Here is a 12,838-nt window from a genome sequence, read left to right as displayed (position 1 = left end):
AAAAGACTGAAAGCCGGGGCCTAACTACTTTCAATCAGGAGCAACAATGGCCAATCCATAAAACTTAAAGCCGGAGCATCCAGCTCCGGCCGTTTCAATTAATGAACGCTTACGGAATCCATATCCTTATTTCTGGGATAACTGGCAAATTGCGCCACCATCGCCGTGCTGCTGGCATCCAAACCGTGTACCTCGACATAGGTTCCACCACGGCGCAATTTCAGCACAACCCGATCCAGCGCTGCGACCGAGCTTAAGTCCCAGAATCGTGTCTGGCTTACATCGATGCAAATGCGCGCCACTTTCTCCTGGTAGTCGAACTTCTCAACAAAGCTCTCTGCAGAAGCAAAAAACACCTGCCCAAACACGACATACGTACGGGTCTGGGCATCCTGGCTAAGGCTGGAGCTAACTTGCAAAACACGGCGAACTTTATGTGCAAAGAACACGCCAGAAAACAAAACGCCTGTCAGTACTCCCTTGGCCAAATCATGCGTGGCCACCGTTACCACCACCGTGGCCAACATGACGACACTGGATGTTTTGGGGTGAACCACCAGATCCTTGATCGAGCGCCAATTAAAGGTGCTGATAGAAACCATCACCATCACAGCGACCAGGGCCGCCATAGGTATCTGCTTCACCCACTCCCCCAGGAACACAACCAGTATCAAGAGCACCACACCCGCCGTTAAGGTGGACAGGCGACCGCGGCCACCGGATTTCACGTTGATCACTGACTGACCAATCATGGCGCAACCAGCCATGCCTCCCACAAAACCCGTAGCGATATTGGCAATACCTTGACCGACACACTCTCTATCCTTGTTACTCGTGGTGTCGGTCATATCGTCCACAATGGTGGCCGTCATCAATGATTCGAGCAGGCCCACGACACATAGGGTGGCAGAATAAGGAAAGACAATTTGCACGGTCTCCCACGTCCAGGGAACCTGTGGGATCAAAAAACTGGGCAAACTGTCCGGCAAGGCTCCCATATCGCCGACGGTACGGATATCCAGTTCCAAAACCATGTACACAATACTTAGAACAACAATGGCCACCAAGGGCGAAGGCACCGCCTTGGTGAAATAAGGCAATCCATAAATGATAAGCAGACCTGCCGCAGTCATCGCATAAACGGGCCAGGCGACATTGCTTAACTCTGGCAATTGGGCCATAAAAATCAAGATAGCCAACGCGTTGACGAAGCCCGTGATAACCGACCGAGAGACAAACTGCATAAGCTGGCCGAGGCGTAAAAACCCAGCCAACATTTGCAGTACTCCTGCCAGAATGGTTGCAGCCAACAGATAGTCGAGCCCGTGCTCTTTCACCAAGGTCACCATCACTAAGGCCATCGCCCCGGTCGCTGCCGAAATCATCCCGGGTCGCCCGCCAACAAAAGCAATAAGCGTCGCGATAGAGAAAGAGGCATACAGACCGACTTTAGGATCGACTCCGGCAATAATGGAAAATGCGATCGCTTCAGGAATAAGGGCCAAGGCCACCACCAGGCCAGCCAGCAAATCACCCCGAACGTTGGAGAACCACTCCGTTCTCATTTTTTCAATAAACATGAACACTGCCCTTAGCAAACAAGGGATAGACGCGCTCACAACGCCCTACTCCACAAACAAGGGCAGAACGTGCAAGGCAAACAAGAGCAAGCCCGTAGCGATGGATAGCTACAGACCAGTCAAACAGGTAGGGGGCAAGAAGAGAGCGCTCTTGCAGCGCTAGTGCCACTTAGGGCGGTGTAACGGAGTGGAAGTGTCCGCGAGGCATGGCTGCGCCCCGGTAATCCAGCGGTTCCAATGTGAAGTAAGCAAGGGTAGCCATAGCCGTCATTGTACTCAGAAAACAAAAGCGTTTCTTGCCTCTGGAAACAAGCACCCGACTAAACTGGAAATCGGCCAAACAACCGACCTCCAGCATTATCTTGATCTATGAACGGGTGTACGGAAGCAGCTCCTTAATGGCGCCGTCAGCGCTGATCCGGACCATCTTGCATCGAGACATCCGTCACTTCCTCGCTTTGCCGCCGGGCTTTCTGCTCCCGCAGAAACGCCAGAGCACGGGCAGGATCACGAGTACGGGCAAAGGGTGGCAAACCCCGCCACAGCAATTTGCCGTAGGGTTTCTCGACAATACGGGTGTCACCCACCATCAACACGCCCCAGTCGCGCTCGGTACGGATCAGGCGCCCTGCTCCTTGTTTCAAGGCAATCGCGGCTTCTGGCAGTTGGTATTCCATAAAGGGATTACCACCTCGATCCTTGCACTCCTTGATACGCGCTTCCAGCACGGGATCATCAGGTGGCGCAAAGGGCAGTTTGTCGATTGCCACCAGAGTCAGTGCATCACCGGGCAGGTCAATCCCTTCCCAGAAACTGGCGCTGCCCACCAGCACCGCATTGCCACGCGCCCGGAACTCATCCAGCAGCACTTGCCGCGATCGCTCTCCCTGGCGCAGCACGTTACGCTCAATGTCTTCCCGATCGAATCGATCCCGCAACATCTCAGCGATTCGCTCCACCGAACGCAAGGTGGTGCACAGCACCAGCACCCCGCCCTGCCCGGCCTTGATCAGGGGGATGAGCGCATCCACGAAAGCCTGATTGAAATTCGGATGACTGGGAAGCGGCAAGGTGCTGGGCACATAAAACAGTGCCTGATTCGGATAGTCGAACGGTGAAGCCCAGGCTTCGGTGCGAGCATCAAACAAACCGAGCTGTCGCTTGAAGTGGTTGAAATCGCCATGCACCGACAAGGTGGCCGAGGTCAGCACCCAGGACTGCTCCTTGCCTCTGTAGCGCGAAAAAATCTTGGCCACCGATAAAGGAGCACTGTGCAAACGCAAATAGTGCTGGCCACTTTCGACCCAACGGACAAACTCATCGGGCTGGTCCTGCTCTTTTTCACTTTCAGGCAGGTAGGCATGGCGCCCCTGACGATCCGGCTGGCTCCACTGGAACAAACGCGCCCGCAAGTCCAAGGCGCTTTTATGAGCCGCGGCCAGATCAGGATGCCGCTCCGCCACCATGGCCAGCATCTTGATGACCTTGTCGAAGGTTTCCAGCAAATGCTCCAGCGCTTCATCAAACAGCTCCGGCTCGGGCAAGGCCTGGAACGTTGCACGGCCACCTTGAGCCGCCAGCGACGCGGTTCGCAAATGCAAATCCCGAGCGGCTTGCTCCAACTTGCGGGCGACCTGACTCCAGTCCACGGTCTCGCGCGCCTGGGCCAGACCTGCCGCTTCAATCTGCCGACACAAATCGGTCAATTGGTACAAGGACACGCTACTACCCAGAAAACGGGTGGCCACGTCGGGCAATTGGTGGGCTTCGTCAAACACCACCAGATCCACGCTGGGCAGCAAATCCGTCACACCCTCTTCGCGCAGGGCCAAGTCGGCCATGAACAAGGCATGATTCACCACCACCACATCGGCATCCTGAGCATGGCGGCGCGCTTTCATCACGAAACAGTCACGTACAAAGGGGCAATCCTGCCCCAGGCAATTATCTCGTGTGGACGTGACCCGATGCCAGATGTCCGCATCCTCAGGGACTTCGGCCAGTTCGCCTTTGTCGCCACTGCGACTGCGCTCGGTAAAAAGCTGGATGGCTCGCAGATACGCGATCTCCGCACGGGACTTCAGGGCTCGGTCGTCCTGCCCCAGGCGCTCCAGATGGTAATGGCAAACATAGTTGCTGCGCCCCTTGAGCAAGGCCACATCCACCGGCAGGGCCAGCGCCTTGCGCAAGTGGGGAATGTCGCGCCGGAACAATTGATCCTGCAAGGTGCGCGTGCCGGTCGAGACCAGCGCTTTGCCCCCTTGCATGAACACAGGCACCAGATAGGCCCAGGTCTTGCCCGTTCCTGTACCGGCCTCGGCGATCAGCACGCCGGAGTCGGCGACCGTTTCGCTGATGGCTTGGGCCAGCTCCAGCTGAGCCTGCCGCGGACGATAGTGCGAGACAGACCCTGCCAGGGGGCCCTGAGGGGAAAATATATCGGAATAATCCTGCAACAACATGGGGCAAAACCGCTAAGGGTGAGGTGATGAAAGACAGAACTGTCTACAATCACAGTGGAATACATACAAGATGATACCTGCCAATTCTGGGTCGCTGCCGGTCTTTATGGCAAAATGCGGCGCTTGCAGACCCTTTTACAACGATGGACCCATAACTGAAATGACTGTGGAAACCCTCGCCCAGCAACAGGATCACCAACAGATTCTGGCGCTACTGGCCTCTGAACTGAACATCCGCATCCAACAAGCCGCCGCCACGGTCGAGCTCTTGGACAACGGGGCCACGGTCCCTTTTATTGCCCGTTACCGCAAGGAAGCCACCGGTGGCCTGGACGATAATGTCCTGCGCGATCTGGAAGTGCGCCTGATCTATTTGCGCGATATGCAATCGCGTCGTCATGCCATTCTGGAATCGATCCGCCAGCAAGAAAAACTGACGCCCGAGCTGGAACAGGCCATTTTGGCAGCGGACACTAAGCAGCGTCTGGAAGACTTGTACGCCCCTTACAAGCCCAAGCGTCGCACCCGTGCCCAAATTGCCCGCGAAGCGGGTCTGGAGCCGCTGGCAGACGCCATTCTGGCCCAAAAAGAGGCCGATCCACTGGCCCTGGCCGAAGGCTACCTGAATGCCGAGGCCAAAATCGACACAGCCAAGGCCGCTTTGGACGGCGCCCGCGACATTTTGGCCGAGCGCTTTGCTGAACAGGCCGATTTGCTGGAAGCCATGCGCGACTATCTGTGGAAGTCCGCCCACCTGTACTCCAAGGTTGCCGAAGGCAAGGAACAGGAAGGTGACAAATTCCGCGACTGGTTCGACTTTAACGAAGCGCTGCGCCAACTACCTTCTCACCGCGTACTGGCTTTGTTGCGCGGTCGTCAGCAAGGTGCGCTGGACCTGCGCCTGGGCCTGAACCCCGAACAGGATCAGCTTTTGCCGCACCCTTGTGTGCTGAAAGTGGCGGAACTGACCGATATTGGCGCTGACTTTTCCGCCGACGCCAGCCCACGGGATCACTGGTTGGCCGAGGTCTGCCGCTGGACCTGGCGCGTCAAGTTGCTGACGGCGTTTGAATCCGAGCTGATTGGTCGTCTGCGCGAACAAGCCGAGCAGGAATCCACCCGCGTGTTTGCCGCCAACCTGCGCGATTTACTCTTGGCCGCCCCCGCGGGCAATAAAGCCGTTCTGGGCCTGGACCCTGGCATTCGTACCGGCGTCAAAGCCGCTGTGATCGATGCCACCGGCAAGGTACTGGATACCGCCACCGTCTACCCCTTTGAGCCTCGTCGCGACCGCGAAGGGGCAATTCGCACCCTGGCCGGTCTGGCTACCCGTCACCAGGTTGAACTGGTAGCCATTGGCAACGGCACAGCGTCGCGTGAAACAGAAAAACTGGTGGCCGACCTTCAGTCGGCCTTCCCGCAACTGCCACTGACCCGCGTGGTCGTGTCCGAGGCAGGGGCATCGGTGTACTCTGCTTCGGAAATGGCTGCCCAGGAATTTCCTGATATGGACGTCAGCCTGCGTGGTGCCGTCTCCATCGCCCGCCGCCTGCAAGACCCCCTGGCCGAGCTGGTCAAGATCGACCCCAAATCCATTGGTGTCGGGCAGTACCAGCACGATGTCAACCAACGCGAGCTGGCCCGCAGTCTGGATGCGGTAGTCGAGGATTGTGTGAACGCAGTCGGGGTGGACGTGAACACTGCTTCTGCTCCCCTGCTCGCTCGGGTTTCGGGGCTGAACAACACTCTGGCCAAAAACATCGTGACCTGGCGTGACGAGAACGGGGCTTTTCAGAGCCGCAAACAATTGCGCGAAGTACCCCGATTCGGCGAGAAAGCGTTTGAGCAGGCAGCGGGCTTCTTGCGTATTCCCGGCGCAGCCAACCCCCTGGACGCGTCTGCCGTTCACCCCGAAGCCTACCCGGTTGCCGCTCGTATTCTGGAGCGCTTACAGGCCCAGGCCAGCGATGTCATGGGTAAATCAGGCGCCCTCAAAGGCCTGTCTCCCTCGGACTTTACGGATGAGCGCTTTGGTTTACCCACCGTGCGTGATATTTTTAACGAAATTGAAAAGCCCGGTCGTGACCCACGCCCTGAATTTACAACCGCCAAATTCCAGGAAGGCATCAACTCCCTGAATGACCTGACGCCCGGTCTGATTCTGGAAGGCGTGGTCACCAATGTGGCCAACTTTGGTGCCTTTGTGGATGTGGGTGTCCATCAGGATGGCCTGGTGCATATCTCCGCCCTGTCGGACACCTTTGTGAAAGATCCACGTGATGTGGTTCGCGTAGGTCAGACGGTTAAGGTTAAAGTCCAGGAAGTGGATGTAGCCCGCAAGCGTATTGGTTTGACCATGCGCCTGAACGACGACAGCGCCCCGGTGCGTGGTTCCAGCAGCACAAGCAACGCTCCCCAGCGCCGTTCCGGAAACAATCGCCCCAACCGGCAAGCTGAACCGGCACCAACAGGTGCCATGGCAGCGGCCTTTAGCAAACTTCGGAGATAAGCCATGACTGAGACCGAGCGCCTTTCCCAACTGACGCGTCTGCTCAATCTGCTGACCGGATTTGATCAGGAGGAGCAGGAGATTGCAGCCATCAGCCAGACCATTCTGGCTGCCAGCGCCAGTACAGCGGCGATGGGTGAGGCCTATGGCAAGCATGCCCAGAACCTGATGGAACATGATCCGGATGGCGCTCTGGTCCTGGCCATCAGCTACGAGCTGGATGACTATCTGGCACTAGCCGATACCGTCGATGAGCTGTGGGAAGAGATTCTGGCCGCTTTTGAAAGCCGGGACCTGCCCGCTTTTCCTTACGACGACATGCCTTTCCAGGATGTGGACGGCTTTTTTCAGTGGGCGAATGAACAGTTGCAGGAGTTTCACCCCTCCTACTGTCTGCTGGAGTTTGCCCAGAGCTATGACGAGGAGTTCCAACTGATCGTCGTCAAACGTGAGCACCTGGACGAAATTCTGACGCTCTGCGAGCAGCTGGACATACCAGCCCAGGCGGCAGAATAAAGACTAGCTGCACAATCTGAACAAAAGTAGCGAGCCCTGCGTGAGCATTCATGCAGGGCTCGATGTTTTGCGCCAGGCGCACATCACTCCCAGCCCTGGCTGAACCTCACCCTCGTCAAGCGCTTTTACCATGCACCAGTGGCTTGAGGCGTTGGCTCGTCAGGACGGGACATAAAACCCACCATCAGGGCAGCTGCAGACTCCATCCCAAGGAGGGATCAACCCTGCAGCGCATCATCCCTGCTAGTCCCGCATCGAGTCCAAAGCGGCGTGGACGGCGTCACGCTGATCGACCGATACCCGCGCGACTTCTTCCCCTGCGCAATGAATCTGCAGTTCCGAGCCCTCTTGCCTGACCACCTCATCAAATGCCGCCGTCTGCAAGGCCTTGATCGCTACACCGGCCTGCTTGGGGTCCGCATAGGAGCGGGACAGAAACAAGGCTTGACCCGCAGCGTCTTGCAGGCGGAAACGGAAAGTACCATCCTCATCGCGGAAGTTCACGAAGCGAGCTTTGCGAGCCTTGGATTCCGTTTTGACGGCCGTCACGCTCAATGGGTCACGCAAGCCAACCGCGGCTTTCAACTCATGGATAAAAGGCGTTGCATAGGCACGGGCCTTACGGGCGCCAACTTGCAACAGGTCTTCAATGTCTTGAGGACGAGCCATCAGGGCTTCGTAACGATCCCTCATGGGAGCAATCATGGCTTCCAGCAACTGGTGCAAGGCATCCTTGGCCTCGCCCCAGGCCATGCCCTCGATCAACTGCTGCCGGAAGGCTTGAGTCTGCTCGGGTGTCGCAAATGCCTTGTACAAGGCTGTCAGGTGCGAATCATCCGGATCTTTAGGCTCGCCCGGGCCTTTGGAGTCCGTCACAATGCGGGCAATGGCTGCCTTCAATGCCTTGGCGCCACCTTCGAACAACGGGATCGTGTTGTCGTAGCTCTTGGACATCTTGCGCCCGTCCAGACCGGGCAAGAGTGCCACGTCTTCTTCGACCTGCACTTCGGGCAACACAAACAGCTCTTGGCCACGACCATACAGATGGTTGAAGCTCTTAGCGATATCACGGGCCATTTCCAAATGCTGGACCTGATCGCGGCCCACTGGCACTTTGTGTGCATTGAACATCAAAATATCGGCCGCCATCAGCACGGGGTAGCTGAACAACCCCATGGTCACGCCATCATCAGGCTCGGCCCCCGCCAGCTCATTCTTGTCCACGGCGGCTTTATAGGCATGGGCACGGTTCATCAGGCCTTTGCCGGTCACACACCCCAGCATCCAGGCCAGCTCTGGAATCTCCGGAATATCAGATTGACGGTAGAACGTTACTTTTTCCACATCCAGGCCGCAGGCCAGCCACGTCGCGGCAATCGCACGGCGCGAGATGGCCACGCGCTCTGGATCGTCGCATTTGATCAGGGCATGGTAATCGGCCATGAAGAAAAAGGCGTCGACATCGGCTTGTTGGCTAGCACGGATGGCGGGACGAATCGCGCCAGCATAATTACCCAGATGTGGAATACCGGTTGTGGTAACACCGGTCAGTACTCGTGTCGTCATGATAAAAAATACGCTTATAAAACTACGTGTCAGGGTCAGGAATCAGGTGCCCGGGCCAGGGCCGCACCCCATTCCTACAAAATAACTGCCTGGCGCCGTTCTGACTCCAGGTACTCGCGCGATTGCATTTCCATCAACCGCGAGACAGTACGGTGAAATTCATTAGCCATGGGGCCATCCACATACAACTGTTCCTCGGGCACCGCCGCGGACATAATAAACTTGACCTTGTGGTCGTAAAAAACATCGACCAGCCAGGTGAAACGCCGTGCGGCAGAAGCATCACGGGCCGTCATACGGGGAACATCGGACAGGATCACAGTCTGGAAACGATTGGCCAGTTCCAGATAGTCGTTCTGTGAGCGTGGGCTCACGCACAGGGTTTCGAAATCGAACCACACGGCCGAGCCGGACAAGGCCACCGCTTTCACATCCCGATTTTCGATACTGAGCACAGGCTCTTGAGGAGCCGTGTCAGACAGGGCGGTGAACATGGATTGCAGCTCTGCGGTGGTCTCCGGCCCCAAGGGCGTCAGATAGGTTTTCACCTGTTCCAGCGCACGACGACGGTAATCCACGCCGGTATCCACGTTCATGATATCCATGTTCTTCTGGATCAGCGCAATGGCGGGCAGAATGCGGTCGCGGTGCAGACCTTCCGGATACAGCGTGGAGGGCTCGTAGTTGGACGTCATCACAAAGGATGTGCCGCGCTCGAACAAGCCCAGCAGCAGCTTGTACAGAATCATGGCGTCAGCCACGTCCGAAACATGGAACTCGTCAAAACAGATCAGGCGATAACGCTTGGCGATACGTTTGGCGACCTCGTCCAGCGGGTCGCTCATGCCCTTGACCTGATTGAGCTCTTTGTGCACGCCGCGCATGAATTCATGAAAGTGAATCCGGGTTTTACGCTTGAGCGGCACTGTCAGGTAGAAAGCGTCCATCAGGAAGCTCTTGCCACGTCCTACGCCTCCCCATAAGTACACCCCACGCGGCACCTCCGGGCGGGAGAACATACGGCGCAAGGCGCTGGATCGCATCTTGCGATAGGCCACCCACTCGTCGTAATAGCGTTGCAGCCGCTCAATAGCCTGCTCTTGCGCCTGGTCGGCACGGTAGCCTTTTTCTGCTAGGGCCTGATGGTAATACTCGCGAACATTCATAGCACTGAAAATAAAAGAACCTGTCCAGGACAGGTAGTGATCTGCCAGCCTGCGCTGCGGCCCGCCGCAGCACGGCTATTAAGGCAGGCCCTGAGCCTTGCAGCGCGGTCACTATCACACACATGCCAGCCCTGCCAGACTGACGTGAACAGCCTTTGGTGGCGAAAAAAAGGGCGAGACTGTGCCCGCCCTTTTCCCACAACACCCTGAAAGTCTATCAGAAGTTCAGAGCGCGCTTATCCACTGCGAGAGCCGCTTCTTTCAGGGCTTCGGACAGGGTTGGGTGTGCATGGCAAATACGGGCGATATCTTCGGATGCGCCACGGAATTCCATGATGGCAACCGCTTCAGCCACCAGTTCGGAAGCCACAGGACCCACAAAGTGGACACCCAAGACCTCATCGGTCTTGGCATCCGCCAGAACCTTCACAAAGCCGGTTGTATCACCCAGTGCGCGGGCACGGCCGTTAGCCAGGAAGGGGAAGCTGCCAGCGCGGTAAGCACGGCCGTCCGTCTTCAGTTGCTGTTCGGTCTTGCCAACCCAGGCGATCTCGGGCGAGGTGTAGATAACCCAAGGCACGGTGTCGAAGTTGACATGCGGCTGCTGACCAGCCAGACGCTCGGCCACGGCCACCCCTTCTTCTTCCGCCTTGTGCGCCAGCATAGGACCACGAACCACGTCACCCACTGCCCAGATACCGGGCAGGCTGGTCGCGCAATCCTCGTCCACAATCACAAAGCCACGCTCGTCCAGCTTCAGACCGATGGTTTCCGCGCCCAGGCCGGCGGTGTTAGGAACACGGCCAATGGAGACGATCAGCTTGTCGGCTTCCAGTTTTTGCTCGGCGCCAGCTGCATCCACGTAGTTGATGGTGACCTGTTTGGCGGACTTTTTGATTTCGCCCACTTTCACGCCCACGTTGATCTTCAGACCTTGTTTGGTGAAAGCCTTCAATGCTTCCTTGGCAACGTCGCGATCCACAGCGGACAAGAACTCGGGAGCCCCTTCCAGAATGGTCACTTCAGCACCCAGACGACGCCACACGCTGCCCAGCTCCAGACCAATCACGCCGGCGCCAATCACGGCCAGCTTCTTGGGTACCTTGGGCAGACGCAATGCGCCATCGTTGGACAGAATTTGTTCTTCGTCGAACTCGGCACCGGGCAAGGCACGGGCCGAGCTACCGGTCGCAATGATGACGTTTTTGGCAACCAGCTCTTCAGCATTGGCACCGGCTACGTTCACGGACCAGCCGCCATCCACTTTGGCGCCAAAGGAGGCGGTGCCGTGAAAAAAAGTCACCTTGTTCTTTTTGAACAGGTACAAAATGCCATCGTTGTTTTGCTTGACGACCACATCTTTGCGACCGATCAGCTTGTCCAGGTTCAACGATACGCCCTTGACGTCCACACCGTGCTCGGCCAGGTGCAGATTGGCGTGCTCGAAATGCTCAGACGATTGCAGCAAGGCCTTGGAAGGAATGCAACCCACGTTCGTGCAGGTGCCGCCAGGAGCGGGCTTGCCTTCAGCGGTCGACCAGGCGTCCACACAAGCAACGCTCATACCCAGTTGAGCCGCACGGATGGCGGCGATGTAGCCACCAGGGCCCGCACCAATCACGACAACATCAAATTGCTTAGCCATAAAAAAAATCCCATAAATGTGAAAAGGCACACTGGACCGTCTGCGAGTCAGACGGGAAGCAGTCAGGCCGGAAAAACCAGCCCCCAGGGCCTTAAACAAAGCCGGCCAAGGCTTAGAAGCAAGCACTTGGCCGTAAACATACTAGACCGGAACTACCACGTGCTTAGACGTTCAACAGCAAACGCTGTGGATCTTCCAGGGCTTCCTTCATGGCCACCAGACCCAGAACGGCTTCGCGGCCGTCGATGATGCGGTGGTCGTAGGACATGGCCAGGTAGTTCATGGGGCGAACCACGATCTGACCATTTTCCACAACGGCGCGATCCTTGGTGGCGTGAATGCCCAGAATGGCGGACTGTGGTGGGTTGATGATGGGAGTGGACAGCATGGAGCCGAACACGCCACCGTTGGAGATCGAGAAAGTGCCGCCTGTCATCTCTTCCAGAGTCAGCTTGCCGTCACGAGCACGGGCGCCGAAATCAGCAATCTGCTGTTCGATTTCAGCAATGCTCAACTGGTCAGCGTTGCGCAGGATAGGCACCACCAGACCGCGTGGGCTACCAACCGCTACACCAATGTCAAAGTAGCCGTGATAGATGATGTCTTTGCCATCTACCGAGGCGTTCAACACGGGGTACTTCTTCAAAGCAGCCACTGCGGCTTTCACGAAGAAGGACATGAAACCCAGCTTGACGCCGTGCTCTTTCTCGAACTGGTCTTTGTACTTTTTACGCAGATCCATCACCGCCTGCATGTTGACTTCGTTAAACGTAGTCAACATGGCGTTTTCGGACTGCGACTGCAACAGACGCTCGGCGATACGGGCACGCAGGCGGCTCATCGGTACGCGCTGTTCTGGACGACCATCCAGGGACAGGGTAGGAGGAGCCACGGGAGCGGCGGCAGGCTTGCTGGCGGACGCGGTGTTGGCTTGCAGTGCGTCACCCTTGGTGATGCGACCGCCACGGCCGGAGCCTTCCACGGAGCTGGCTTCCACGCCTTTTTCAGCCAGGATCTTGGCGGCCGCAGGCGATGCTACGGACGATACCGATGCAGCAGGAGCGGCGGGAGCGGCTGCAGGTGCAGCCGCAGGAGCGGCTTCAGCGGCAGCGGCTGGAGCGGCAGCGCTGGCCTTGCCTTCGGTGTCGATACGAGCCAATACATCACCGGAGGTCACGGTGCTGCCATTGGCTTTGACGATCTCGCTCAGCACGCCCGAGGCAGGGGCGGGAACTTCCAGCACGACTTTGTCGGTTTCGACTTCGATCAGGATTTCGTCAGCCTGGACCATTTCACCAGGTTGTTTTTTCCACTCCAGCAAAGTGGCTTCGGAGATGGATTCAGAGAGTTGGGGAACCAGAACGTCGGTAAGTGCCATGATTATATTTTCCGTA

8 protein-coding genes are annotated in these 12,838 nt (G+C 57.3%); 2 read left to right on the top strand and 6 right to left on the bottom strand.

Annotated features, from left to right (window positions below):
• Positions 1 to 98 precede the first annotated feature (98 nt).
• Both FE795_RS04945 and FE795_RS04940 read right to left on the bottom strand, forming a co-directional pair.
• The gene (locus tag FE795_RS04945) at positions 99 to 1,580 is read right to left on the bottom strand and encodes a SulP family inorganic anion transporter (protein ID WP_003802500.1); all 1,482 of its coding nucleotides are present in this window, start codon (positions 1,578 to 1,580) and stop codon (positions 99 to 101) included.
• A 407-nt stretch (positions 1,581 to 1,987) separates the two neighbouring features.
• Positions 1,988 to 4,042: an ATP-dependent DNA helicase gene (locus tag FE795_RS04940; protein WP_131071399.1), complete on the bottom strand. Its 2,055-nt coding sequence runs from the start codon at positions 4,040 to 4,042 to the stop codon at positions 1,988 to 1,990.
• Positions 4,043 to 4,202: 160 nt separating this feature from the next.
• Here FE795_RS04940 and FE795_RS04935 point away from each other — a divergent pair, with 160 nt between their 5' ends.
• Together FE795_RS04935 and FE795_RS04930 are read left to right on the top strand one after the other, a co-directional pair.
• A complete protein-coding gene (locus FE795_RS04935; protein ID WP_003802503.1) occupies positions 4,203 to 6,551 on the top strand; it encodes a Tex family protein in 2,349 nt (782 codons plus the stop codon).
• 3 nt (positions 6,552 to 6,554) lie between these two features.
• Entirely contained in the window at positions 6,555 to 7,067 is a 513-nt protein-coding gene (locus FE795_RS04930; protein WP_131071398.1) for a hypothetical protein, read from the top strand.
• A 243-nt stretch (positions 7,068 to 7,310) separates the two neighbouring features.
• Here FE795_RS04930 and FE795_RS04925 read toward each other — a convergent pair whose 3' ends face one another.
• The 4 genes from FE795_RS04925 to odhB all read right to left on the bottom strand — a co-directional run bounded on the left by FE795_RS04925 (position 7,311) and on the right by odhB (position 12,822).
• Positions 7,311 to 8,633: a tryptophan--tRNA ligase gene (locus FE795_RS04925; RefSeq protein ID WP_003802508.1), complete on the bottom strand. Its 1,323-nt coding sequence runs from the start codon at positions 8,631 to 8,633 to the stop codon at positions 7,311 to 7,313.
• 74 nt (positions 8,634 to 8,707) lie between these two features.
• Positions 8,708 to 9,799 (bottom strand): cell division protein ZapE, encoded by a 1,092-nt coding sequence (gene zapE / locus FE795_RS04920; RefSeq protein WP_003802510.1) that lies wholly within the window; start codon positions 9,797 to 9,799, stop codon positions 8,708 to 8,710.
• A 217-nt stretch (positions 9,800 to 10,016) separates the two neighbouring features.
• On the bottom strand, positions 10,017 to 11,444 hold the full coding sequence (gene lpdA / locus FE795_RS04915) for a dihydrolipoyl dehydrogenase (RefSeq protein ID WP_003802513.1): 1,428 nt from the start codon (positions 11,442 to 11,444) through the stop codon (positions 10,017 to 10,019).
• 163 nt (positions 11,445 to 11,607) lie between these two features.
• Positions 11,608 to 12,822, bottom strand: a complete 1,215-nt coding sequence (gene odhB, locus FE795_RS04910; protein WP_003802515.1) for a 2-oxoglutarate dehydrogenase complex dihydrolipoyllysine-residue succinyltransferase — start codon at positions 12,820 to 12,822, stop codon at positions 11,608 to 11,610.
• Between the last annotated feature and the right edge of the window lie 16 nt (positions 12,823 to 12,838).

Origin of the sequence: Alcaligenes ammonioxydans, assembly GCF_019343455.1 — a bacterium.
GTDB lineage: Bacteria > Pseudomonadota > Gammaproteobacteria > Burkholderiales > Burkholderiaceae_B > Alcaligenes > Alcaligenes ammonioxydans.
This window is presented reverse-complemented; position numbering and strand designations above follow the sequence as displayed.

Excerpts from the sequence above, each read along its gene's own strand:
- FE795_RS04945 (WP_003802500.1), bottom strand. The coding sequence starts at position 1,580 with ATGTTTATTGAAAAAATGAGAACGGAGTGGTTCTCCAACGTTCGGGGT.
- FE795_RS04940 (WP_131071399.1), bottom strand. The coding sequence starts at position 4,042 with ATGTTGTTGCAGGATTATTCCGATATATTTTCCCCTCAGGGCCCCCTG.
- FE795_RS04935 (WP_003802503.1), top strand. The coding sequence starts at position 4,203 with ATGACTGTGGAAACCCTCGCCCAGCAACAGGATCACCAACAGATTCTG.
- FE795_RS04930 (WP_131071398.1), top strand. The coding sequence starts at position 6,555 with ATGACTGAGACCGAGCGCCTTTCCCAACTGACGCGTCTGCTCAATCTG.
- FE795_RS04925 (WP_003802508.1), bottom strand. The coding sequence starts at position 8,633 with ATGACGACACGAGTACTGACCGGTGTTACCACAACCGGTATTCCACAT.
- zapE (WP_003802510.1), bottom strand. The coding sequence starts at position 9,799 with ATGAATGTTCGCGAGTATTACCATCAGGCCCTAGCAGAAAAAGGCTAC.
- lpdA (WP_003802513.1), bottom strand. The coding sequence starts at position 11,444 with ATGGCTAAGCAATTTGATGTTGTCGTGATTGGTGCGGGCCCTGGTGGC.
- odhB (WP_003802515.1), bottom strand. The coding sequence starts at position 12,822 with ATGGCACTTACCGACGTTCTGGTTCCCCAACTCTCTGAATCCATCTCC.